The 23,094-nt window shown below is 64.9% G+C and carries 22 protein-coding genes and 2 riboswitches; of the genes, 9 read left to right on the plus strand and 13 right to left on the minus strand.

Going from position 1 to position 23,094, the window contains the following annotated elements; translation table 11 throughout:
- Positions 1-20 precede the first annotated feature (20 nt).
- Positions 21-833, plus strand: coding sequence for a DUF1684 domain-containing protein (locus tag ACX80Z_RS14140; RefSeq protein ID WP_459316298.1), 813 nt, complete (start codon positions 21-23; stop codon positions 831-833).
- A gap of 98 nt (positions 834-931) precedes the next feature.
- Here the strand turns inward: ACX80Z_RS14140 and ACX80Z_RS14145 are convergent, their stop codons facing one another.
- Together ACX80Z_RS14145 and fdhD are read right to left on the minus strand one after the other, a co-directional pair.
- Positions 932-1,969: an LLM class flavin-dependent oxidoreductase gene (locus ACX80Z_RS14145; protein WP_459316299.1), complete on the minus strand. Its 1,038-nt coding sequence runs from the start codon at positions 1,967-1,969 to the stop codon at positions 932-934.
- A 27-nt stretch (positions 1,970-1,996) separates the two neighbouring features.
- Positions 1,997-2,836, minus strand: coding sequence for a formate dehydrogenase accessory sulfurtransferase FdhD (gene fdhD / locus ACX80Z_RS14150; protein WP_019483840.1), 840 nt, complete (start codon positions 2,834-2,836; stop codon positions 1,997-1,999).
- 64 nt (positions 2,837-2,900) lie between these two features.
- On the opposite strand from fdhD, the gene ACX80Z_RS14155 reads away from it, so the two are divergent.
- Positions 2,901-5,222, plus strand: a complete 2,322-nt coding sequence (locus ACX80Z_RS14155; protein ID WP_459316320.1) for an FdhF/YdeP family oxidoreductase — start codon at positions 2,901-2,903, stop codon at positions 5,220-5,222.
- Positions 5,223-5,300: 78 nt separating this feature from the next.
- On the opposite strand, the gene ACX80Z_RS14160 is transcribed toward ACX80Z_RS14155, so the two are convergent.
- The 8 genes from ACX80Z_RS14160 to ACX80Z_RS14195 form a co-directional block, all read right to left on the minus strand.
- Positions 5,301-6,587, minus strand: coding sequence for a molybdopterin molybdotransferase MoeA (locus ACX80Z_RS14160; protein WP_459316300.1), 1,287 nt, complete (start codon positions 6,585-6,587; stop codon positions 5,301-5,303).
- 11 nt (positions 6,588-6,598) lie between these two features.
- Positions 6,599-6,895 carry a DUF6457 domain-containing protein gene (locus ACX80Z_RS14165; protein WP_019483837.1) on the minus strand — a complete coding sequence of 99 codons (297 nt, stop codon included), beginning with the start codon at positions 6,893-6,895 and terminating at the stop codon, positions 6,599-6,601.
- Between the two features lie 14 nt (positions 6,896-6,909).
- Positions 6,910-7,536, minus strand: coding sequence for a molybdenum cofactor guanylyltransferase (mobA, locus tag ACX80Z_RS14170; protein ID WP_459316301.1), 627 nt, complete (start codon positions 7,534-7,536; stop codon positions 6,910-6,912).
- Entirely contained in the window at positions 7,533-8,033 is a 501-nt protein-coding gene (locus ACX80Z_RS14175; RefSeq protein ID WP_019483835.1) for an HNH endonuclease, read from the minus strand. Before ACX80Z_RS14175 ends, mobA begins: the two co-directional genes overlap by 4 nt.
- 234 nt (positions 8,034-8,267) lie before the next feature.
- Positions 8,268-9,131: an NlpC/P60 family protein gene (locus tag ACX80Z_RS14180; RefSeq protein ID WP_019483834.1), complete on the minus strand. Its 864-nt coding sequence runs from the start codon at positions 9,129-9,131 to the stop codon at positions 8,268-8,270.
- A 29-nt stretch (positions 9,132-9,160) separates the two neighbouring features.
- Complete coding sequence (locus ACX80Z_RS14185) at positions 9,161-9,994, minus strand: NlpC/P60 family protein (protein WP_459316302.1); 834 nt, start codon at positions 9,992-9,994, stop codon at positions 9,161-9,163.
- A 5-nt stretch (positions 9,995-9,999) separates the two neighbouring features.
- A riboswitch (cyclic di-AMP (ydaO/yuaA leader) is annotated at positions 10,000-10,163 on the minus strand.
- Between the two features lie 125 nt (positions 10,164-10,288).
- A complete protein-coding gene (locus tag ACX80Z_RS14190; protein WP_459316303.1) occupies positions 10,289-11,089 on the minus strand; it encodes a M23 family metallopeptidase in 801 nt (266 codons plus the stop codon).
- 2 nt (positions 11,090-11,091) lie between these two features.
- A riboswitch (cyclic di-AMP (ydaO/yuaA leader) is annotated at positions 11,092-11,265 on the minus strand.
- Positions 11,266-11,403: 138 nt separating this feature from the next.
- Entirely contained in the window at positions 11,404-12,111 is a 708-nt protein-coding gene (locus ACX80Z_RS14195; RefSeq protein WP_459304671.1) for a metal-dependent transcriptional regulator, read from the minus strand.
- Positions 12,112-12,359: 248 nt separating this feature from the next.
- On the opposite strand from ACX80Z_RS14195, the gene serC reads away from it, so the two are divergent.
- Positions 12,360-13,487 carry a phosphoserine transaminase gene (gene serC, locus ACX80Z_RS14200; RefSeq protein WP_459304672.1) on the plus strand — a complete coding sequence of 376 codons (1,128 nt, stop codon included), beginning with the start codon at positions 12,360-12,362 and terminating at the stop codon, positions 13,485-13,487.
- A gap of 47 nt (positions 13,488-13,534) precedes the next feature.
- Here serC and ACX80Z_RS14205 read toward each other — a convergent pair whose 3' ends face one another.
- Genes ACX80Z_RS14205 through ACX80Z_RS14215 form a run of 3 tightly spaced genes read right to left on the minus strand, consistent with a single transcriptional unit; the run spans position 13,535 to position 15,714 of the window.
- Positions 13,535-14,812, minus strand: a complete 1,278-nt coding sequence (locus tag ACX80Z_RS14205) for an MFS transporter (protein WP_116778151.1) — start codon at positions 14,810-14,812, stop codon at positions 13,535-13,537.
- A 48-nt stretch (positions 14,813-14,860) separates the two neighbouring features.
- Positions 14,861-15,322 (minus strand): DUF3027 domain-containing protein, encoded by a 462-nt coding sequence (locus ACX80Z_RS14210; RefSeq protein WP_459316304.1) that lies wholly within the window; start codon positions 15,320-15,322, stop codon positions 14,861-14,863.
- Between the two features lie 8 nt (positions 15,323-15,330).
- A complete protein-coding gene (locus ACX80Z_RS14215; protein WP_019483828.1) occupies positions 15,331-15,714 on the minus strand; it encodes a cold-shock protein in 384 nt (127 codons plus the stop codon).
- Between the two features lie 187 nt (positions 15,715-15,901).
- On the opposite strand from ACX80Z_RS14215, the gene ACX80Z_RS14220 reads away from it, so the two are divergent.
- The 6 genes from ACX80Z_RS14220 (at position 15,902) to ACX80Z_RS14245 (ending at position 22,974) form a co-directional block, all read left to right on the plus strand.
- Positions 15,902-16,165, plus strand: a complete 264-nt coding sequence (locus ACX80Z_RS14220; protein ID WP_459316305.1) for a hypothetical protein — start codon at positions 15,902-15,904, stop codon at positions 16,163-16,165.
- A gap of 76 nt (positions 16,166-16,241) precedes the next feature.
- Entirely contained in the window at positions 16,242-18,692 is a 2,451-nt protein-coding gene (locus ACX80Z_RS14225; RefSeq protein ID WP_459316306.1) for a helicase-associated domain-containing protein, read from the plus strand.
- The gene (locus tag ACX80Z_RS14230; protein WP_024477369.1) at positions 18,685-20,328 is read left to right on the plus strand and encodes a DNA repair helicase XPB; all 1,644 of its coding nucleotides are present in this window, start codon (positions 18,685-18,687) and stop codon (positions 20,326-20,328) included. The genes ACX80Z_RS14225 and ACX80Z_RS14230 overlap by 8 nt, the downstream gene beginning before the upstream one ends.
- Before the next feature lie 63 nt (positions 20,329-20,391).
- Complete coding sequence (locus ACX80Z_RS14235) at positions 20,392-21,102, plus strand: response regulator transcription factor (RefSeq protein ID WP_019483824.1); 711 nt, start codon at positions 20,392-20,394, stop codon at positions 21,100-21,102.
- A 12-nt stretch (positions 21,103-21,114) separates the two neighbouring features.
- Positions 21,115-22,569, plus strand: coding sequence for a sensor histidine kinase (locus ACX80Z_RS14240; protein ID WP_459316307.1), 1,455 nt, complete (start codon positions 21,115-21,117; stop codon positions 22,567-22,569).
- A gap of 114 nt (positions 22,570-22,683) precedes the next feature.
- Positions 22,684-22,974 (plus strand): WXG100 family type VII secretion target, encoded by a 291-nt coding sequence (locus ACX80Z_RS14245; RefSeq protein WP_019483822.1) that lies wholly within the window; start codon positions 22,684-22,686, stop codon positions 22,972-22,974.
- Positions 22,975-23,094 lie beyond the last annotated feature (120 nt).

Here is a 23,094-nt window from a genome sequence, read left to right on the forward strand (position 1 = left end):
CGACTTTTTGGAGATTTCCCATGACCCAGCACACCCCTGACCGGACTCACCTCCAGCAGTGGCGCAGCTTCCGTGAGCAGCGCGACGGCTCCCTCGCCGTCGGCCATGGCTGGCTGACCCTGACGTCCCTGCAGTGGCTACCAGCTGAGCCATCGGCACTGGAACTGGTGCCCGGCCTCTGGAGTGCGGGGCGGCCCGGTTCTGCCGAGGGCGCCACCCTGACCGCGCAGGTCGCTGACGGCCTGACCCTCGCAAGCACCGGGGCGCCAATCAGTGGAACGATCACCCAGCTCCTCGACGACGGCGATTCCCTTAACTGGGTGCGCTATCAGGACACAGTGGTGGAACTCGCGGTCCGCGGCAACCGCTACGTGGTGCGGACCCGCGACAACACGGCCCCCACATTCACCGGGTTCGACGGCGTGCCCGTCTTCGAGTACGACTCCTTCTCGGTGGCCGAGGGCCGCTACACTGCCTTTCCGGCGGCGCGTGAGATACCGATCCGGACCGCCCACCCAGAGGTCGACGACGTCGCCCAGGCGACCGGAACGGTTTCCTTTGTCATCGGTGGCGATGAACACACCCTGATGGCCGACCAGCAGCGGGACGGCTCCCTGAAAGTGGCGTTCCATGATGCGACGAACAAGGACACCACTGCCGGGTGGCGTTTCCTTGTCACCGACCGGGTGTCACCTGACGGTCGGGTCCAGCTCGACTTCAACCGTGCGTTGAACTACCCGAGCGCGTTCACCCCGTATGGCACCTGCCCGCGGCCGATCGACGGTAACCGCATCGGCGTCCCGGTGGAAGCCGGGGAACGCATTCCCGGCTAGCGTCGTCGTCGTGCCCGCTTGGCCCGTTTCGGTGAGGAACCTGGACATCCGTGGGCAACTGTATGTCAGCCTTGGGTGAGACACTTTGGTGCTCACCGCTACGGCGCCACCACACCGAGCTCGCGGCGCACCATGGGCAGCACCTCGGTGCCGAGCAGTTCAATCGACTCGAGTACCTGCGCCTGCGGCACGGAGGACCAGTCGAGCTGCAGAATGTGGCGGTCGTGCTGCATCTGTGAGTGGGCCAGCACAATCTTCACCGCCACTTCCTCGGGGTTCCCCACGAAGATCGCCCCGGTGCGTGCCGCCTGCATGTTGTATGTGACCTCGCTCGGCATCGGGAAGCCCCGCTCCGATGAAATCCGCTTCATCGTGTCCAGCCAGTACGGCTTGAAGACGGCTGGGGCGTCCTTCCTCAACACCAGCCCGACGCCGCTCAGGCCCACCTTCAGGGTCGAGGGGTCATGGCCCGCCCGGGCAGCTGTCTCGCGATAGAGCTGCGCGTGCTGGGCGAAGTTCCCCACGGCTCCGCCAAGCAAGGCAAAGATCACGGGCGCGCCCAGGCGTGCAGCCCGCACTGACGACGCCGGTGTGCCGCCGGTAGCGATCCAGATGTCGAGGTGCCCTGAGGTGGGCCGCGGCAGGATCAACGCATCATCCAAGGCGGCACGGAACTTGCCGGTCCAGGTAATGCGTTCAGCGGCGTCGAGCTGCAGCAGCAGCCGGATTTTCTCCTCGTAGAGCTCTTCGTAGTCCCCGAGTTCCGCCCCGAACAGCGGATAGGACTCGATGAAGGACCCCCGCCCGGCCGTGAGCTCAGCCCGGCCTCCGGAGAGGAGGTCGAGGGTCGCGAACTGCTGGTACACCCGCACCGGGTCCTCGGTGCTCAGGACTGTGACCGCCGAGCCGAGGTGGATCCTGGTGGTCTGCGCGGCGGCTGCGGCGAGCACGGGCACCACCGACGAGACGGCGTAGTCCGGGCGGTGGTGTTCACCGATGCCGAAGTAGTCCAGTCCCACCTGGTCGGCGAGCCGGGCCCGCTCCAGCAGGTCCGCCATCCGCTGCTGCGGCGAAACCCGCTCTCCCGTCACCGGGTTGGGGTGGATGTCCCCGAAACTGTAGATACCGAGTTCCATGCGCGAGGCCCCTGACGTCGGTGGTGGCTAGGCTGCGATCCGCTGCGGGTGCGTGTAGCAGTTCAGTGAGGTGCCGCGGCTGAAGCCCACCAGGGTGATGCCGGTTTCCTCGGCGAGGTCGGCAGCCAACGACGACGGCGCGCTGACGGCCGACAGCACGGGGATCCCCGCAAGCTGCGCCTTCTGCACCAGCTCGAAGGAGGCCCGCCCGGACACCTGGAGGATGGTTCCCTTCAGGGGGAGCATCCCCTCCCGCAGCGCCCAGCCCACCACCTTGTCGACCGCGTTGTGCCGGCCTACGTCCTCACGAAGGCATAACAATTCGCCGTCGCGGGTGAACAGCCCCGCAGCGTGCACGCCACCGGTCGAGTCGAACAGCTTTTGTGATTCACGCAGCCGGTCGGGCAGCCCGGCGAGCGCCGGGAGCGTGACCTGGGCGTCGTCGTCGTGCACGTCAAAACGGGACGACTTGCGCACCGCATCGATCGAGGCTGTACCGCAGATTCCACAGGAACTGGACGTGTACACGTGGCGTTCCATCGTGGTGTCCGGAAGTACCACATCGGGTCTGAGCTGGGATTCGACCACGTTGAAGGTCTGCTGACCGGCGTCGTCCACTCCTGCACAGTAGCGGAGACTGACCAGCTGCCCGGGCTCCCAGACGATGCCCTCAGAGACCAGGAATCCTGCCACCAGGTCAAAGTCGTCGCCGGGTGTGCGCATGGTCACCGAAAAAGACTTGGCTCCCAAGCGGATCTCCAGCGGTTCCTCGCCGGCGAGAATATCCTCGCGCCGGCTGATGCCATTTTCGGTTGCGCCGAGGCGGAACCGGGTGATTTGGCGGCGCTGACTGACGCGCTTCTTCAATTTGCACTCCTACCGTTGTCCTAGGATGAGACTAGTGGACTTCTGACCCTAGGATGTGATGGCTATGGCGACTCGTGCGCCCAAAGATGGAATCAACGAAGCCGAAATTGAGGTCGGTAAGCCCAAGAGAAAAGCGGTGGGACTTCCCGCCGTCCTGAACTCCCTGAAGATTTCCCTGGACCAGATGGGTCCGGTGCGCAGCGCGCAGACGCTGTTGGCAGTGAACCAGGTAGAGGGTTTCGACTGCATGGGCTGCGCCTGGCCCGAGGGTGACAAACGGCACACCGCCGAGTTCTGCGAAAACGGCGCCAAGGCTGTCGCCGAAGAAGCGACGCGCCGCATCGTGACGCCGTCGTTCTTCGAGAAGCACTCGGTTGCCGAGCTCAACGAGCGCGATGAGTACTGGCTGGGCCAGCAGGGCCGCATCACCCATCCCATGCTTCTGGAAGAGGGCGGCACCCATTACCGTCCGGTGAGCTGGGATCAGGCCTACGACATCATCGTCGAAGAGCTGGCGGCACTGGACAGTCCCGACGAAGCGGTCTTCTACACCTCCGGCCGTACCTCCAACGAGGCGGCATTCCTGTACCAGTTGATGGTGCGTGGTATCGGCACCAACAACCTGCCGGACTGCTCGAACATGTGCCACGAGTCCTCGGGCTCCGCGCTGACCCAGACCATCGGCATCGGTAAGGGGACGGTGTCCCTCGAAGACGTCGACAAGGCCCCGCTGATCCTGGTCGCGGGCCAGAACCCGGGAACCAACCACCCCCGCATGCTGACGTCGCTGGAAAAGGCGAAGAAGAACGGCGGGCAGATCGTCGCGATCAACCCGCTGCCCGAGGCTGGGCTGCTGCGCTTCGAAAATCCGCAGAAGATCTCCGGCATCCTCGGCACCAGGTTCGGTGGCGGCACCCAGCTCTCCGACGATTTCCTCCAGATCCGCCTCGGCGGCGACCAGGCCCTGTTCCAGGGTCTCGGCAAGTACCTGCTGGAGCAGGAGGAGAAGACCGGGACGGTTTTCGACCACGAGTTCATCAAGGAACACACCACCGGCCTGGAAGAGTACCTGCAGGAACTGCGTGACGTGTCCTGGGACGAGATCGTCGAGGCCAGCGGAATCGCCAAGTCTCAGATCACCTCGGTCGGCGATCGGATGATCGCGTCCCCCGGCACCGTGGTGTGCTGGGCGATGGGTCTGACCCAGCACAAGCACTCGGTGAAGACACTGCGCGACGTCGTCAACGTCCTCCTGTTGCAGGGCAATATCGGGAAGCCTGGAGCGGGCGTCTGCCCGGTCCGGGGACACTCAAACGTGCAGGGCGACCGCACCATGGGCATCTTCGAGCGCATGCCCGACGGTTTCCACGACAGCCTGGACTCGCACTTCAACTTCGCGTCGCCGCGTAAGCACGGCGTCGATGTTGTTGCGGCGATCCGTTCCATGCGCGACGGCGGCGCGAAGGTCTTCATGGCGATGGGTGGCAACTTTGTGCGCGCCACTCCGGACTCCGATGTGACCGACAAGGCGCTCCGCAACACGCGCCTGACCGTCCAGGTGTCGACGAAGATGAACCGTTCGCACCTGATCACCGGCCGTCGTGCCTTGATTCTGCCGGCCCTGGGCCGGACGGATCGGGACACCCAGGCCAGCGGCGACCAGCGGGTGACGGTCGAAGACTCGATGAGTGCGGTGCATGCCTCGCGTGGACGGCTTCGTCCCCCGGGACCGGATGTGCGCTCGGAGATCTCGATCGTGTGTGAGCTCGGTGACCGGTTGTTCGCTCGCCCGGAGAGCCCGTTCCGCGACAACGCCCCGCAGATCGACTGGGTTGCGGCGCAGGCCGACTATTCGGTCATCCGTAACCACATTGAGGCGGTCATCCCTGGCTTCGAGGATTACAACACCCGGATTGAAACGGGTGGGTTCGTCCTGCCGAATGGTCCCCGTGACGGCCGGAAGTTCACCACTCCGTCCGGCAAGGCGGTCTTCACCGGCAACGCCCTTGAGTACCCGAAGATCCCCGAGGGGCGGCTGCTGCTGCAGACCCTACGGTCGCACGATCAGTACAACACGACGATCTACGGCAAGGATGACCGGTACCGCGGCATCCACGGCGGACGACGTGTGGTGCTGGTGCATGCGGACGATCTGGCAGCTGCCGGGATCGCCGAAGGAGAAATGGTGAACCTGGTCTCACAGTTCTCCGATGGCGTTGAGCGCCGGGCCGAGAACTTCCGGGCGGTCACCTACGCCACCCCGCGGGGCTGCGCGGCCGCCTACTACCCCGAGACCAACGTGCTGGTGCCGTTGGATTCCACGGCTGACGTCAGTGGAACACCGACGTCCAAGTCGGTCATCATCCGGCTTGAGAAGATCGCCTGAGCTGAACCGCTCTGAGCCTAAAACACCGGCGCCCCCATTCAGCTGAATGGGGGCGCCGGTGTTTTATCAGGTGGAGTTTTAGCTGATCCACGGCAGGCGCAGCGCTGGCAACCTGTCCCCCGCAACGCAGCCGTCAGCCGGCACCACCATGACCCCGGCCGCGGAGGCGAGGCCTCTCAGCATGCCGGAGCGCTGGTGAGTGGCCGCGACGGCCCGGCCGGATTCCAGCCGGTAGGGCACCACCCGGCTCCGGCCGGGAAGCTCATCGAATGCCTCCCCAACGGTAACCTCGTCGGTTTCCGGGAACGGCGCCCCACGCAGGCCTGCCAGCAGCGGGCCCACCACGGTAAACATGGCCATCATCGCGGCCAGGGGATTGCCGGGGAGACCTACCAGGAACCGGCCGTCCTGCAGTCGGGCCAGCAGCGTGGGGTGGCCGGGCCGCATCGCGATGCCGTCAATGATGAACTCTGCCTCGAGCGTCTCCAACGCGCGCCTGATGTGGTCAGCCGAGGAACTGCCCGTCCCGCCGGTGGTGATGAGGACGTCACCGGAGGCGCGAGCGAGGGAGAGTTCATCGAGCGCTTCGGCGCTGATGGCGGCGACGACGTCGTCGAGGTCATCCTTGGCACGGCCCGAGGTGTCGACGTGCCCACCCATCATCTGGACCAGACCGGGAAGCTGGGGACCAAACGTGTCACGGACCTGCCCCGGCTCGGGGAGCCCGGCTTCGATGACCTCGTCGCCGGTCAGCAGCAAGGACACCCGCGGTGCCCTCAGCACTGGAAGGTTGTCGTAGCCACAGACCGCGGCCAGGGCAATCTGGGCCGGGTTCAGGGTGACGTTCGCGGGAATGGTCTCGCTGCCCTGAGGGGCCTCCTCGCCGGCCGGTCGGATGTGTTCCTGGGGCCTCGGCTCGTCCGGCCGGGCCCGCTCGTTGCGGTCCAGGGAATCACCGCGGACGGCACCGTGCTCCATCCGGAGGATCCCGGTGGTCCCCTCCGGTACCACGCCGCCGGTCAGGATGAATGTCGCCTCACCGGGAGCCAGCGGTCCCGCACCCGAATCCTGGTGCGGGGCAGGACGCGACCAGGGGTGCTCTTCCTTTGGTGCATGACTGACCAGTTGCCACGGTGGATTGCCGTTGACTGCCCATCCGTCCATGGCCGATGACGCGTAGTGCGGGATGGCCTGTAAAGCCGTGACCGGCTCGGCCAGTGTTTGTCCAAGCGCTTCGGAGAGCGGGACTGTCTGGTTGGCCATTGGCGTTCCGGCGTCGTAGGCGACGCGTCGCGCCTGCTCCCAGTCGAGGTTCCGGCCGGTGGAGTTGTCGGTGGCAGTTTCGCTCACTGGGGATTCACTCATGGGGGATTCGCTCACTGGGCCTCCGCCGTTGGTGGGGTGGCCGCGTCTTCGGTGGGACACTGGCGACGGGCAGCCTCAATCGCTGACTCCATGGCTACCGCCTCGGTAGCCTGCTGGCTGGCCACGGCAAGGCCAGCGGCATAGCCAGCGATGAAGGTGGTCAGCGGCGCTGCCGGGCGGACTATCGAGTGGGCTGCGTCCCCCGCGAGGGAAAGGATGGCATCGATATCGATGGTGGTGCCCTGAAGCTCGAAGGCCTCAATGAGTTGGGCACTCCATTCCTGAAGGATCTGATCCTGTTTTTTCATCGCTGCTCCTGAATCTAGGTCGGTGCTGTGCCTGAGACACCGAGGGATTGAGCGTCAGCCCAGGTGTCGACGTCGGCGGTACTGCCCGGCCGAACGTCAATTGCTCTCCATTGCACCCTAGCAAGGAGTGCCTTCATCGATAGATTCTGGGCCCCTCCGGAGGCGTGGATCTCCTGCACCGCTAACCGCAGGTCAGCAAAACGGTAGAGGGCGGCCAGCGGCTGGTCCCGGCCGCCGTCGTGCGCCATCGCCGAGGAATCCGGACGATCGACCGCCGCTTTCAGGAGCGAAGGAATCGCCTCCGCGATGCGCGGCATGTCGCACGCCAGCACCAGCAGCCACGGTGTCGAGTCGTCCTGTAAATGGTCGACGGCGGCAGCCAGCGCCGCGGCCGGCCCGCCGAACGGTGGCGACTCGCGGACAAACTCGCGCGACACCGGTTGAGCCCGGAAGGTTGCACCGTCGACGTCGTCTGGCCCGACGACGACGATCCGTCGTGCAGCTGCCGCGGCCTGACAGGTCAGGTCAAGCAGGCTTTGCCCGTTGTGCTCGAGATGGGCCTTGGGTGTACCTCCCAGGCGTGAGGATCTGCCACCCGAGAGCACTACGGCATTGAAGGCAACGGGTACCTGAGCGCTCAAGCGGCGCTCTCCGACCGGAGGAAGGCGCTCCACTGCGGGGCTGGCTTCTCGATCTCACGGAAGTGGTGGGATGGACCTCGGGGTGGTTGTGGGGTGACCCCCAGCTGCCACCCCAGAGAGGCGAGCGTCTTGTCACCTTTGTCGTTGTTGCACCTGAGGCAGCAGGCTACGAGGTTTTCCCAGCTGGAGTCCCCGCCGCGGGAGCGTGGATACACGTGATCGATGGTGGAGGCGCTTTTGCCGCAGTAGGCGCACAGATGGTTGTCGCGGCGCAGCACACCCCTGCGGGTGACCACGAGACTTTGCCGGTAGGGGATTTTCACGTACCGGTTCAGCAGGATGACCGAGGGGCGCCCGAGAATCTCATTGGGTCCGATGACCGGTTCCTCCCCTTCCGCGACGACGCTGGCTTTGCCGGCCAGCACAAGGACCAGCGCCCGGCGGAAGGTCACTACCGCCAGCGGCTCATATCCAGCATTCAGAACGAGAGTGCGCATGCACATTCCTCTTTGCCGATCAGGCCTCTACCCCTATCGCCGGGGTCGCAGGCCGAAATCCTGACTCCTTTTGAGTAAGGGTAGTTCGGCTGACGCTCGGTTAGCTAATTTTGATGGAGCTGGTCCACGCGTGTCGTCGCGGACCGATCGCCTTGACAGTCCGGGCGGCTGCCAGACGCACAAAAAGACCCGGAGGAAATTCCTCCGGGTCTTTTGTCGTAATGCGGGGTGTTCTTAGCCGCCGACGCGGATGAAGACTGGGCCCGAACCAAGATCGGCTGGAGCGACGACGGTCTGGTTGCCGTTGAACCCGCCGTGGACTGCCTGGCCGCCACCGATGTACACAGCGATGTGGGCCACTCCGGCTCCGCCATCTGTGTAGTAGATGAGGTCACCTGGGATGGCTTCGCCGGCGCTGACCGTGCGTCCGAGGGACAGGTACCCGGCTGGCCAGCCGTGGAAGTTGATCCCTGCTGCTGCCAGGGCGTTGCTCACCAGACGGGTGCAGTCCTGGGTGACTCCCAGCTGAGCCTGTGCTGCGGCCGCGATTGTTGCTGCCTTCCCTGAGGATGCGGCTGGGGCTTTCTGCGCGACGGGGGCCTCGGCTGCCGGAGCGGCCTGTGCTGGAGTGGTCCGGACGGGCGCTTCCGGCTCGACGTTCACTGCAGGTGTTACGGTAACCGGCTCTACGGTTTCGGGCTCAGCGGCCGGGGCCACGGCCGGAGCCTCTTCGATCTCCACAACGGTCTCAGCCTGAACAGTGACTGCTGGGGCTTCGACGACTGCTGGGGCTGCTACGGCTTTGACCGGGGTGCGGTTGAACGCAATGTCGGCGTCTGCGGGAGCTTCGACGGCGGCTGGAGCGGCCTGGATCTCCAGCGCGGAGGTCAGGGTGGTCCGTTCGGCTGATTCGAGGGAGAGCTCAGCAGCGTTGGCCGATACCCCACCGGTCAGGACAAGGCCTGATGCTGCGGCGATTACAGCTGCCTGACGGCCCATGCCGCCAGCGTTCTCGGTTACTGCTTTGGCCAGAGCCGAGAAGTTGGTGTTGTGGCGCTTATCGGCACGGTGACGTGCAATAGCTGTGCGAGTTGTCATTTTTGCGTTCTCCAGGGTTCGGTGTGGTCTTAGCTAACGCGGACGAAGCTAGCGCCGGGGAGGTCGGAAAGGGAATGGAGGTCGGTGTTCATGCCGTTCAGGCCACCGCTGATGACTTGGCCGTTTCCGACGTAGATGGCTACGTGGCCGGCGGTGATTACCAGGTCGCCCGCCGCTGGAGAGCCAACAACTGATCCGAAGGCGAAGAAATCGCCAGGCGCAATGTCGCCAACGGACTTGCCGACGGAGCGAAGTGCCTTCTCAACCATGGCGGTGCAGTCCTGCCCGACACCGATCTGGGAGTAGGCGGATCCGACCAGACCAGCGGCGATGTTACCGGAAGGGGCAGCCTTGGGGGCTGGCTTTTCGGCTGCGGGCGTCTGGGCTGGCGCAGCTGGTGCGACTACTGCTTCTGCTGCGGGCGCCTCAACTGGCGCTGCCTCGACTGGCGCTGCTTCCTGCACGGCGGGCTCTGCCACCATTTCGGCTACCGGCTCAGCGGCGGGTGTTATTGGCTCGATGACGTCGGCCTGCACCTCGACGACTGGAGCAGCTACGGCGGCGGGCGTCGCCGACACGGCTGCACGCTCGAAGGTGATCTCGGCGGTGGCGGGAGCGCTTACGGCGTCAGCCGTAGCAGCAATCGAGATCAGGGGGGTGGAGAGCTGAACGACACGCTCGGACTCACCGAACCCGTGGGCTGGCAGTCCGGCGGTCAGGACGAGCCCTGACGCTGCGACGATGACTGCTGCCTGGCGGCCGACGGAACCAGCGTTCGAGGAGACGGCGCTTGAGATGGCTGTCAGGGGGCTGGTGTGCGTACGGGCGGCCCTGTGGCGGCCCAGAGAAGAGCTAGTTGACACGTTCGATTGCCTCTCCCAATTGCCTGCGAGGTGAGCTGTCGGATTCGGATGGGAGTCACCCGGCCCTCTGATTCCCAGTGGAATCAGACGACTTAACCCCAAGGATTTCTTGCGAAATCCACTAATTGGTTCCCCCGCCTCTGCCATGCGAATTGTGCGAACGGAACCTCAGGCAGTGGCAGAGCTAGGCGATCTGCTCGAGGGTGCCAAACCTATTAGAATTTGGCACGAGATCGACGGTACATGAGATTGACCGCAATGTCACATTCCGGTCACGAAACGGTGTGTCCTTGGTTACAGCCAGCCCATGGGGTCCACGGCCTGACCGTCAACCATCACTTCAAAATGCAGGTGGCAGCCGGTGGATGCACCGGTACTACCGCTCTGGGCGACGACCTCACCGCGGTCCACTGACTGCCCCTCCTGGACATTGCTGGACGAGAGATGGTTGTACGTGGATTCGAGCCCGTTGCCGTGATCGATGACCACGCGGTTTCCACCGCCATAGGGGTGCCAGCTGGCAAAGGTGACAGTGCCGGACGCTGCCGCGAACACTTCAGTGCCGCACGAGCTGCTGAAGTCCTGACCTGAGTGGAGTTCCCCACCCAGGCCGGTAATCGGGCTGACCCGGTAACCGAACGGGGACGTGACAATCAGCTTGTCCATGGGAGCTGACAGGGAGCCGCGGGCCGCTGCAGGTACAGCCGCTGAGTCTGCAGCGGTCATGATCTCGCTGAGCTTGGCGTCTGCGTCGAAGGTGCTCTGCAATGCGGTGCGGCTGAAGTCGACCAGCGCCGCGTCGGGAACGCTGATTTCCCGGGGCGCAACAGTCGCCTGCACGGTGGGCGCAACGGTTACGGCGGCCGCATTGTCGTCCTGCGGGGCCGTCCCCGCGGTGGTGGGTAGCGTAACGGTCAGCACCAGCCCGGACGCGGCGGCGGCGATGGCGAATTTTTGGCTCATCCCGGTGAGCGAAAAGTCGCCCCTGACCCGGGTTGCTCGTCGTCGTCGTTCGAGTCGTTGCGCGTCCCGAGGACGCACGGCAGGTACTGGGGCGCCGGCACGGCGGCGTCCCGAAGCATGGTGCTTCGACAAAGGGTCCCTTTCGTATATGCCTGCGAAGTTAGCTGTCGGATTCGAGTTCGGGAAGAAACTCGGCCCTGACCGGTCCGCCGAAGCAGCACCGCGTCCGGACTTCACCCCAAGGCGGCTTATCAGCCGCCGTCTGATGGGTCCTCCGCCCCTGTCACGGGTCTCAGCATCCAAATCCGCTGACAGGGTTAGGCGTGCGGTTTAGATAACGCTGATGTATCAACGTCAGCTTTCCATCATCCACGACCATAAGCAAAAGAGATACGTTCGTTATCTTTTCCTGTGGATAATTTGCGGCAATATTGTGCCGTGGAGGTTTAGAGAGCCGGCCCGGCGACCGACACGAACACGTGTGCGGCGACCTCCGGCGGGAGCTCCAGCGCGCCCTCGATACCCTCGACCCTGACCGACACATAGTCGCCGGCCGCCTGCACGCCGATGACCGTTCCGGGCCGCAACCCACCCTCATCGAGTTGGGAGAGCAGTTCCGGGTCCACCTGAATGGGCTCGGCCAACCGGATAAGGGTAATCACTGACCCCTGAGGATTGGCGCCGATCACCGACAGGAGGCTGCGGACACCGTCGGTGAAGCCTTGGGTTGGCGGGCCGCCCAGGGCCTCAAGCCCCGGAATAGGGTTGCCGTATGGAGACTCGGTGGGCTTTCCCAGCAGCTCGTACAACCGCTGTTCAACCCGCTCGCTCATCACGTGCTCCCAGCGGCAGGCCTCTTCGTGGACATAAGCCCAATCCAGGCCAATCACGTCGGAGAGGAGACGTTCGGCGAGGCGGTGCTTGCGCATCACCCCGATGGCGCGACGGCGGCCAAGGTCAGTGAATTCGAGGTGGCGATCGCCCGAGACGATCACCAGCCCGTCGCGCTCCATCCGGCCGATGGTCTGGGAGACGGTGGGACCGGAATGACGGAGCCGTTCAGCGATCCGGGCGCGGAGGGCAACAATGTTTTCCTCCTCCAGTTCCAGGATGGTCCGCAGATACATCTCAGTGGTATCGATGAGGTCCGTCATGCGGTTCAGCTCCTAGGCACTGGTGCGGGATGGAACAGCGGGCAGCTTTCGCGGTGGGAGCGCGGCACATATCGCCAGCGCCGAACACAAGTTCTACGCTCACCAAGGTTAACCCATTTACCGGAGGCCGCGGCAATCAGCGGCAACCGGGTGCCCGGTCGGGGCATGTTCACAAATGCCGCCGGGGCCGGGTAGTGCGGCAGAATGTATCCCGTCTTGTGTCGCACGCTTACCCCCTTGGAGAGACCATGAGCATTTCCCCGGACCAATTGATCCCCGCTGGCCTCCTTCCCGCCGACGGGCGTTTCGGAGCAGGCCCGTCGAAGGTGCGCGACGAGCAGATGGAGGCCCTCGCGCAGGCCGGACGGACCCTGCTTGGCACGTCCCACCGTCAGGCGCCGGTGCGCAACCTTGTCGGTTCGGTCCGGGAAGGCCTGAGCCAGCTGTTCAACGCGCCGGCCGGCTACGAGGTGGTGCTGGGCGTTGGTGGGTCAACAGCGTTCTGGGATGTGGCATCCTTCGGGCTGGTGCAGGACAAGGCCCAGCACCTGTCGTTCGGGGAATTCGGGGCGAAGTTCGCTTCCGCCACCAACAAGGCGCCCTTCCTCCAGGCATCCTCGGTGATCACCTCGGCCCCGGGGACGCGCCCCACCCCTGAAGCGGAAACAGGCGTGGACGTCTACGCCTGGCCGCAGAACGAGACCTCCACCGGTGTGGCAGCACCGGTGCACCGGGTCGACGGCGCCGCACCGGATGCCTTGGTCCTCATCGACGCGACGTCGGCCGCCGGCGGTCTGGACGTGGATGTCAGTGGGTCCGATGTCTACTATTTCGCTCCCCAGAAAAACTTCGCGTCCGACGGCGGCCTGTGGCTTGGCCTGTTCTCGCCGGCCGCGCTGGAGCGCGCAGCCCGGATCGCGGCGACCGACCGCTGGATCCCTGATTTCCTGAACCTCCAGACGGCCATCGACAACTCTTTACTCAACCAGACCTACAACACCCCGTCCCTGGCCACCCTGGTGACTCTCAACGCCCAGGTCGAATGGTTGAACCAGAGCGGCGGTCTCGAGTTCGCTGCGGCCCGCACCGCGGAGTCCGCGGGGCGGGTCTACCAGTGGGCGGAAGCGTCCGACGTCGCCACCCCCTTCGTCACCCGCGCCGAGGACCGCTCCAATGTCATTACGACCATCGACTTCGACGACTCCGTTGACGCTGCGTCACTCGCGAAGGTGTTGCGCGCCAACGGCATTGTCGACGTCGAGCCGTACCGGAAGCTGGGCCGGAACCAGCTGCGCATCGCGACGTTCGTCTCGATTGAACCGGACGATATTTCAGCCCTGCTGGCCTGCATCGACTTCGTGATCGGCGGACGCTAGCCCTCCGCCGCCCCTAAGATCCCAAAAGCCTGTGGCTGGACCGGATCTTAGGGATCGGTGAGAGGTTTGCCGAAGTCAGTTTCAATCCGCAGCCGACGCCGCGGGGCCGGATCGTAGCGAAGCCGTAGATGGTGGGCCCGCCAGGCCCAGATCATTCCCGCCAGCGCCGCAATGATGCCGGCCGCTGCGGCGACGGCGAGGCTCCACCGTGGACCAAAAGTGTTGGAGACCAGGCCGACGATTGGTGCGCCGAGCGGTGTGCCGCCGAGGAAAATGGCGAAATACAGCGCCATGACCCTGCCGCGCATCACCTGCTCGGTGGTGGTCTGGACGTACGCATTGGCACTGGTCATGAGTGTCAGCGCGAACAGGCCCACCGGGATCAGGGTGAGACCGAACAGCCAGACCGTGGGCGCCAGCGCTGCTGCGGCACAGGCGACCCCGAAAGCTGCTGCCGCCCCGTAAATGAACCGTAGCCTCGGTTTGCTGCGGCGGGCCGAGAGCAGAGCGCCCGCTACCGAGCCGACGGCCATCACCGATGACAGCACGCCGAACACTCCGGCGCCACTGTTGAACTCGGTGCGTGCCATCGCCGCGATGTAGACGGCAAAGTTGAGTCCGAAGGTGCCGACGATGAAGATCGCGAGCATCACCATCATCAGGTCGGGCCGGTTACGCACATATCTGAAGCCCTCCCGAATCCGGCCCTTGCCCGGCGGAGACTTCTCCAGGACTCGCAACTCGGACCGTCTGATGGTCATCAGCACAAAGATCATGGCGCCGAACGTGAGCGCGTTGATCATGAATACCCAGCCGGGGCCCACCGCCACGGTGAGCAGACCCGCCACCGCTGGGCCAACCATCCGCGCACCGTTGAAAGAGGCGCTATTCAAAGCGACTGCGTTGGGGAGATAGTCGTCCCTGACCAATTCGGAGACGAAGGTCTGCCGTGCTGGCGCGTCGACCGCGGAGACGAATCCGAGGGCGAGGGCAAAGGCGTACACATGCCAGAGTTCGGCCACCCCGAGCACCACCATCAGCCCGAGTCCGACGCCGAGTGCCGCCATCGAGAGCTGGGTGATAATCAGTAGTTTCCGCCGGTCCACCGAGTCTGCGATCAGACCTGCCCAGGGGGCGACGAGCAGTTGGGGGCCGAGCTGGAGCGCCATGACAATGCCCATGGCTGCTGCATCCTGATCGGTGAGGATGTCATACACCAGCCAGTCCTGGGCGGTGCGTTGCATCCAGGTGCCGATGTTGGAGACCAGTGCTCCGAAAAACCAGACCCGGTAGTTATGGATATGCAGCGAGCGGAACATCCCCATCAGGTGAGTTCCGCTCGGCCTCGTCCGCAACTACCGTGAGTCAACTGGTTATTCTCCTCCAGCAGCGTCAGGGGAAACTGATTCGTCCTTGGCGGAGTCCTCGGGGCGTACCCGCTCGGCCCAGGGAATCCAGGGTGGGGACAGCAATGACGTCTCGGACGGCAGCAGGCCAACCTCGGAGATCGTCGGCTCCTTACCGCGGGGTACCCGGGCCAGGGTGGCAAACCAGTGCCAGCCGCCGTAGCCGGGCAGGTGGGCTTCGAACCGGTGGGTCACCACCCGTTCGGCGTCGGGATAGGCGCCAACATGGTTGCCGACCTGCCCCTGCTCGGCAATCTCGTTCACACCGTTTCGCGCGAATTCCACAGCATCCGCCAATAGAGCGTCGGGCTTGGACGGCTTCCGGGGTGCACGACGTTTCGGCGGAACCACTGCGTCGTCGGCCGCCTCCGCGATCGCTGGGTCAGCGACGTCCGCTGAATGAGCGACGATTTCCAGGTCTGAATCCACGATCTGGCCTACGCGTCCAGATCGTCCGCGACCGCGCGGAGGACCGCTGCGACCTTGCCGGCGTGCGACTTGTCGGGGTACCGGCCGCGGCGCAGCCCATTGGAGACGTCGTCGAGCAACTTGATGAGGTCCTCGGTGATCACGGCCATATCATCGGCGCTTTTACGTGTTGCCTTCGCAACCGAGGCCGGCGCCTCGAGGATGCGGGCGGAGAGCGCCTGAAGTCCCTTGCGGCCGTCGGCGACGCCGAACTCCAGTTTGGTGCCCACCTTCACCTCGGTCACTCCTGCGGGCAGCGCCGAGGCATGAAGGAAGACCTCCTGACCGTCGTCGGTAGCCAGGAAACCAAAACCCTTTTCAGCGTCAAACCACTTGACCTTGCCAATAGGCACGTCGTTACCTCGTTCTGTAGGTGCTGCGTCGGACACTGCTGTGACCGTGCCGATCCTTGGAAAAGGATCTGGCGCCCATGTCCTTGCGGCGGGGCCAGCGTCTCGTCGGGAAAGTCTCTGCCTTCCAGAATATCCTCTCTACCAGTGTGCTTCATGAAAGGGGCACACCTTGTACGCTGTTAGCGTTATGGCAAATACCTCACCCCGCCCCCTTCCAGACCACGGATCCAGCACTCCGGAGCGGAACCTGCCGCGCCTGATCCTGATGGTGACAGCAGTGGCCCTGGCGATCATCGGCTTGCTTTCGCTTACTGCCGTGCTGATCACTGCCTTTTTCCAGGGCACCGTGTGGCCAGGCTTTGTTGCCGCAGCCTACATCTGCCTTCCGGTGGCCTTTATCCTCATGATCCTCATGGTGATCTCGGGAATTCGGACCCGCAGGCGGGCCTGACTCCAGCTCCTGCCGCGGGCTCCCCACCGGGTGATCGGGCGGGGCGAGCACAGGCAAACGGGGTAACGTTGTCATAATGTCCGCTATCCGCGATCTGGCCACCGATTTGGCTGCACGCAGCGACGCACGGCTCCGTGACCTTCTCACAGCGCGCCCGGACCTCGTTCTCCCACCGGTCCCCGATTTCGCCGCCCTCGCCGCCCGCGCTTCCACCCGGGTCAGCGTCCAGCGGGCGCTGGAAAACCTGAGCGAACCCCAGCTGGACGTGCTCACTGCCGTGCAGCTTTCAACTCATGGTGACACCGGGCAAAGCACCACTGCGGCCTGGCTCCGGTCGGACATCAAGGGGTCGACCGTGAAGATCCTGGACGGATTCCTGGCCCATTTACATGCGCTCGCTCTGCTCCGCCGCGCCCCGGCTCCGCCGGAGGCTCCGGCCGCTGACCAGAACCGCCGGTTCTACCTTCCCGTTGCCTCCCTGACCGAGGCCCTGGGCCCCTACCCTGCCGGACTGGGCCGGGAGATCACCCAGCTGGTCCGGCTTCTCCCCGGGTACGCCAAACAGCTGCCCGTCGGCGTCGACCGGCTCCGCAAGCTCGGGCTGGAGATCGGCGAGGCCACCACAGCCGCCGCCGCAGCCGAGGTCCTCCACGACGTCGTTTCGACTCCCGCCGGCTGGGAGTCCCTGCTGTCCCTGGCACCCGAACGTACCAGGGACCTGCTCGGCAAATTCAGTGTCTCGGCGGTCGGTGCGTCCCCGGTGAGCGCTGAGGACCCGGGTTCACCGATTCAGTGGTTACTCACCCACGGGCTCCTCGCCCGCCTGGATGCGAGCCATGTTGAGCTCCCCCGCGCCGTCGGACGGGCCGCGCGTGGTCATTCCATCATTGAGCAGCTGCGCTGTGACCCCCCGGTTCCCGAGCTTCGAACCATCCGGAACAGTCTGCGGGATAACGCCGCGCACAGCGCGGTCGCCGAAACCCTCCGTCTGGTCACCGACCTCGTCGCAGCCGTCGAGGTTTCCCCGATCACCACGTTGCGGTCCGGCGGGGTGGGCGTCCGGGAAATCCGGCGGCTCGCCGATGCCCTGCGGGTCGACACCGAGCAGGCTGCCTGGCTGGTGGAGCTCGCGGCCCTCGCCGGCCTGCTGGTACTCGACGTCGACACCTCCCGTTGGCGCATTGAACCAGGCACTCTCTGGCTGGCGCAGGACCGGGTGGAGCAGTGGCACCGTCTGGCGACCACGTGGCTGGATGCGCAACGCGCGCCGTCGTTGGTAGGAACCCAGCTCACCGCCGGTGCCACGGTGAACGCTTTGGCGGCCGAGGCCGGCCGACCCGACGCCCCCCACATCCGGTCCCGGATGCTGGCGGCGCTGGCTGCCCTCAGCGACGACGCCAGCGGGCACCCAATTGACGGCGCCATGTCGGCCGTATTGCAGACCCGCGACGTCGTCGAGTGGCTTACGTGGAGCCAGCCGCGCCTGCAGCGGCGCTTTGCCCGGCTGGTTCCGGGCATGCTCACGGAGGCGTCCCGCCTTGGCCTGATGGGGTCCGGCGCATTGACTGAGCTAGGCTCCCTGACCGCAGCCGGCAGGCACGACGACGCCGCCGCCGTCCTGCGCGGCGCCCTGCCCGCCCCGCTGCGGCACTTCATGTTGCAGGCAGACCTGACCGCTGTTGCCCCCGGATATCTCGAGCCCGAGGTCGCCACCGAGCTGGCCCTCCTCTCCACCCCCGAGGGCCAGGGGCCGGCCAGCATCTACCGGTTCTCGGCGGAGTCGCTGCGCCGCGCGTTCGACGACGGCCAGGATGCCTCGACGATTCTGTCGTTCCTGGCACGCCATTCGGCCACCGACGTTCCACAGCCGTTGAAGTACCTGGTCGACGACACCGCATCGAGGTACGGCCGCCTCCGGGTGGGCAGGGCCAGCAGCTATGTTCGCAGCGACGATGATGCGGCGCTTTCAGCCCTCCTGACCGATCCCCGGGCCGCAGCACTTGGCCTGGTGCAGCTCGCGCCGACAGTCGTGATTTCCCAGGCGTCCGGGCCGGAGCTCGCGGCGGTCCTGCGTGACCTCGGGTACGCCCCCGCCCTCGAGGGCTTGGCTGTGCCATCCAGTCCCGGACGGTCCGGCCCCGCAGGCGGGCCGGGAAGCGTGACGGCGGCGTCGTCGCGGGTGACGCTGAACCCCTGGACCCTCTCATCGGAGGACATCGCCAACCAGGTGGCAGTGCTTCGCGGTGCCGGGGTGGCACCTGCGGACGGAATGTCGACCACTGAGAGTGACACCCTGCTGGGGCTCGAGACCCTCCGCAAGGCAATCCGGCTGCGACGCCCGGTCCGGCTCGGGTTCGCCGACAGCCAGGGGAATTCCACCCGGCAGGTCCTTGTTCCACTATCTGTATCCGGCGGCAGGGTCCGGGTCATTGACCCGGCCAACGAGGTCGAAAAAGTCGTCTCGATCCACCGGATCATGGACGTTGAACTACTTTCCATCGATGAAGGGGCAGTAACTGATGCCTGACGGCCCGCTGATCGTCCAAAGCGACAAAACCATCCTGCTTGAGGTGGACCACGAACAATCCACCGAAGCACGGCACGCGATCGCGGCGTTCGCTGAGCTGGAACGCGCCCCTGAACACGTCCACAGCTATCGACTGACTCCGCTCGGGCTGTGGAATGCCCGTGCGGCTGGGCTCGACGCCGAGCATGTCCTCGACACCCTGCTGAAATACTCACGGTTCCCGGTACCCCACGCGCTGCTGGTGGACATTGAAGAAACCATGTCACGGTACGGGCGGCTCCGCCTTGAGAAGGACGACCAGCATGGGCTGGTCCTGCGCACCAACGACTACCCGGTCCTTGAAGAGGTGCTGCACGCCAAGAAGATCCAGCCCCTGCTGGGCCCGCGTATCGACGGAGAAACGGTGGTGGTGCACTCCTCCCAGCGCGGTCAGCTCAAACAGTTGCTCCTGAAGCTGGGCTGGCCGGCGGAGGACTTTGCCGGCTATGTGGATGGCAAACCCCACCCCATCGCCCTGCTCGAGGACGGGTGGACGCTGCGCCCCTATCAGAAGCTGGCCATGGAAAACTTCTGGTCGGGCGGCTCGGGCGTCGTCGTACTCCCCTGCGGTGCGGGCAAAACCCTGGTGGGCGCTGCAGCGATGGCGACCTCCCAGACCACCACGTTGATCCTGGTCACCAACACCGTCTCCGCCCGCCAGTGGAAGGATGAGCTGCTGAAGCGCACATCCCTGACCGAGGACGAGATCGGTGAGTACTCGGGCGCGGTCAAGGAGATTCGGCCGGTCACCATAGCCACCTATCAGGTGCTGACGTTGCGGCGGGGTGGCCTCTACCCGCACCTCGAACTCCTCGACGCGAATGACTGGGGGCTGATCGTCTATGACGAGGTGCACCTGTTGCCTGCCCCAATCTTCCGCATGACAGCCGATCTGCAGGCACGACGCCGACTCGGCCTGACCGCGACCCTGGTCAGGGAGGATGGCCGGGAGGGCGAAGTGTTCTCCCTCATCGGCCCCAAACGCTATGACGCCCCCTGGAAGGACATCGAGGCGCAGGGCTACATCGCGCCGGCCGACTGTGTGGAGGTGCGAGTGGATCTGCCGCGCGACGAGCGGGTTGCCTACGCGATGGCCGAGGACGGCGACAAGTACCGCCTGTGCGCCACGTCGGAGACCAAGAGCGGCGTGGTCGAAAAGCTGGTCGCCTCGCACCAGGGCGAGCAGCTGCTGGTGATCGGCCAGTACATCGACCAGCTGGACGAGCTCGGCGAGCGCCTGAATGCCCCCGTGATCAAGGGGGACACTTCCGTGAAGGAACGGCAGCGGCTGTTTGGCGAGTTCCGCAACGGGGAAATCCACACTCTTGTGGTGTCGAAGGTAGCCAACTTTTCCATCGACCTCCCCGAGGCCTCGGTCGCCATCCAGGTGTCCGGGTCCTTTGGATCCCGGCAGGAGGAAGCTCAACGACTGGGTCGCCTGCTGCGCCCCAAGGCCGATGGTCGGGCCGCAAGGTTCTACACCGTGGTCGCGCGGGACACGATTGACCAGGACTTCGCCGCAAAACGGCAACGGTTCCTGGCCGAGCAGGGCTATGCCTACCGGATCATGGACGCCGCGGACATTCCTCAGGGCTGACATACGGGAAGCTTTCACGCACTATCCAGACAACTCCCAGTGTCTGGGAGGATACTGGGAACTGTGAAAAAGACTGGACCTGAAGCAAAACTCCTCGTAGTGGATGACGAGCCAAACATTCGTGAGCTCCTCTCCACCTCCCTGCGTTTCGCGGGTTTCGACGTCGTCGCTGCCGCCAACGGCCGCGAAGCGCTGGCCGCTGCCGAGACCCATAACCCCGACCTGGCAGTACTCGATGTCATGTTGCCGGACATGGATGGTTTCACAGTGACCCGCCGGCTTCGTGCCGCCGGACGGCACTTCCCCGTTGTGTTCCTCACCGCTCGAGACGACACCGACGATAAGGTCACCGGGCTGACCGTGGGCGGCGACGATTACGTCACCAAACCGTTCAGCCTCGATGAGGTGGTGGCCCGGATCCGTGCCGTCCTCCGCCGCACCCAGCCCATGGACGATGACGACGCCGTGATCCGCGTGGACGATCTGGAGCTCGACGACGACGCCCACGAGGTACGCCGGGCGGGTGAGGTCATCGATCTCTCCCCCACCGAGTTCAAGCTGCTGCGCTACCTGATGATGAACCCTAACCGGGTGCTCTCGAAGGCCCAGATCCTCGATCATGTGTGGGAGTACGACTTCAACGGGGATGCCTCGATTGTCGAGTCCTACATCTCCTATCTGCGGCGCAAGATCGACAAGAACCCTGACGCGGTGGCCCTGATCCAGACCAAGAGGGGCGTCGGCTATCTGCTGCGTACCTCTGACAAGCGGTAGGTACCGACCCACGTGATTGATCGGTGGAAAGCCGCATCGCTGCGCACCCAACTGGTGGCCACCATGACTCTGCTCATGGTGGTCACTGTTGCGATTACCGGCATTGTCACGGTCTCGATGCTGCGCGGCAGCCTGATTGAGCAGATGGACAAAGATATACGCGCCAACGCCTACGATGTAGCGCAAACCATTCTGCCGGACGGGCCCGCCAGCGGGAACCTGCTCAGGTTTTACGGAGAATTACGAGACGTGGACGGTCAGAAGCTCAGGGGGACCCTCTCCGAGGACTCTAGCGACGTTCCCGACATCCCAGAGATAGATTTCCAGGAGGTCCTCGATCGGGAGCAGACAGGTTTCACCGTGCCTGGCAGCACTCCCGACAGCGCCGGCTGGCGCGTCGTGCTCATCGAATTGAGCAACGGCCAGGGCAGCGTGGCCATTGCTTCGAGCCTGGCTACGGTCAACAAATCATTGGAGGAGGCCGGGCAGATCATCTTCTTCGTCGGCCTCGGGGCGACGATGGTGGCCAGCGGTATCGCCTTCGTTGCCGTGACCCGTCAGTTCAGGCCACTGGGTCGGGTGGAACGGACTGCTGCGGCGATCGCCGCCGGCGACCTTTCCCGACGCGTCGAGGTGGAACGGCCGGCCACTGAGGTGGGGAGGTTGTCGCGTTCACTCAACGCCATGCTCGCCCATATCGAGACAGCGTTCTCGGCCCGAACGGAATCCGAACGCAAGATGCGTCGTTTCGTCGCTGACGCGTCCCACGAACTGCGCACCCCGCTCGTAACTATCAGAGGGTTCTCGGAACTGTACCGGCACGGAGCGCTGCAGAACGACGACGACGTGCGGGCGGCGATGGGCCGGATCGAAAGTGAAGCCAAGCGGATGGGTGAGCTGGTTGAGGACCTGCTGACGCTCGCCAGGATCGACGAACAGCGCCCGCTGGAATCCGAACCACTGGACCTGGTCATTCTCGGCAACGATGCAGCGCTCGATGCCCGTGCGATTGCCCCTGATCGTGAAATCACCGTCATTGGTCTGGACGGCGGTCCTGCGCATTCGGCACCAACCGTTGGGGACGAGGCCAGGCTCCGTCAGGTCGTGGCCAACCTCATGACCAATGCTTTGCGGTACACCCCCGATGGCACCCCGATCGAAGTCGCGATTGGTGTGGCGCCGGTGATCCACGGTCGGATGGACTCGGTGATCGAGGTCAGGGACCACGGCCCGGGTATCTCCGAGGAAGACGCGGCTCGGGTTTTCGAGCGGTTCTACCGCGCCGACTCATCCCGCTACCGCGAGACCGGCGGCACCGGCCTGGGGCTGGCGATTGTTGCTGCCCTGGTGGCCCAGCATGACGGCTCTGTGCGGTTGGAGGAGACCTCCGGCGGCGGAGCTACCCTGTCCATCCGGCTGCCGTATAGCGCCCTCGAATCGGATGACTCCTCCTCCACAGCCTTTTAGGCATGGGCGCTGCCCACTTTTCCGGCTTTCCCTCCCCAAACCCCTGAGCGCTCGGCCTAGGGTCGAAGCTAACCAGCAATGGTCCGGGAGTGGCCGTCAATGAGGAGGAAGCACATGGCAAACTTTCAGGTCGACACAGATGCACTCGCCGCAAAGGGCAGCGAAGTGCAGGGAACCATCGGCCGGCTGCAGTCCGAGGTGAATACGATGCAGGCGGGCCTGCTGGAACTGGAGATGCTGTGGAAGGGGCAGGCCGCCGCGAATTTCCAGCAGGCTGTGGCTCAATGGCGTGCCACCCAGGCCCGGGTAGAGGAGTCGTTGGCGGAGATCAATCATGCCCTGACGGTGGCCACCCAGCAATACGCCGACGCCGAACTGAGCAATGCGCGGATGTTCCTGTACTGAGCCTGGACTACCCTCCTGCCCACGGTGACCGGCAGGCCGAGCTTCCCGGTTAACGCCGGAAGGACGGCACCCCGTGAGGGTACCGTCCTTCCAGATTCAGCAAGGCGAGGTGGTGACACC

This window comes from Arthrobacter sp. TMT4-20, from assembly GCF_054510775.1.

Excerpts from the sequence above, each read along its gene's own strand:
- ACX80Z_RS14140 (WP_459316298.1), top strand. The coding sequence starts at position 21 with ATGACCCAGCACACCCCTGACCGGACTCACCTCCAGCAGTGGCGCAGC.
- ACX80Z_RS14145 (WP_459316299.1), bottom strand. The coding sequence starts at position 1,969 with ATGGAACTCGGTATCTACAGTTTCGGGGACATCCACCCCAACCCGGTG.
- ACX80Z_RS14155 (WP_459316320.1), top strand. The coding sequence starts at position 2,901 with ATGGCGACTCGTGCGCCCAAAGATGGAATCAACGAAGCCGAAATTGAG.
- ACX80Z_RS14160 (WP_459316300.1), bottom strand. The coding sequence starts at position 6,587 with ATGAGTGAATCCCCAGTGAGCGAAACTGCCACCGACAACTCCACCGGC.
- ACX80Z_RS14165 (WP_019483837.1), bottom strand. The coding sequence starts at position 6,895 with ATGAAAAAACAGGATCAGATCCTTCAGGAATGGAGTGCCCAACTCATT.
- ACX80Z_RS14175 (WP_019483835.1), bottom strand. The coding sequence starts at position 8,033 with ATGCGCACTCTCGTTCTGAATGCTGGATATGAGCCGCTGGCGGTAGTG.
- ACX80Z_RS14180 (WP_019483834.1), bottom strand. The coding sequence starts at position 9,131 with ATGACAACTCGCACAGCTATTGCACGTCACCGTGCCGATAAGCGCCAC.
- ACX80Z_RS14195 (WP_459304671.1), bottom strand. The coding sequence starts at position 12,111 with ATGACGGACCTCATCGATACCACTGAGATGTATCTGCGGACCATCCTG.
- serC (WP_459304672.1), top strand. The coding sequence starts at position 12,360 with ATGAGCATTTCCCCGGACCAATTGATCCCCGCTGGCCTCCTTCCCGCC.
- ACX80Z_RS14205 (WP_116778151.1), bottom strand. The coding sequence starts at position 14,812 with ATGGGGATGTTCCGCTCGCTGCATATCCATAACTACCGGGTCTGGTTT.
- ACX80Z_RS14220 (WP_459316305.1), top strand. The coding sequence starts at position 15,902 with ATGGCAAATACCTCACCCCGCCCCCTTCCAGACCACGGATCCAGCACT.
- ACX80Z_RS14225 (WP_459316306.1), top strand. The coding sequence starts at position 16,242 with ATGTCCGCTATCCGCGATCTGGCCACCGATTTGGCTGCACGCAGCGAC.
- ACX80Z_RS14230 (WP_024477369.1), top strand. The coding sequence starts at position 18,685 with ATGCCTGACGGCCCGCTGATCGTCCAAAGCGACAAAACCATCCTGCTT.
- ACX80Z_RS14245 (WP_019483822.1), top strand. The coding sequence starts at position 22,684 with ATGGCAAACTTTCAGGTCGACACAGATGCACTCGCCGCAAAGGGCAGC.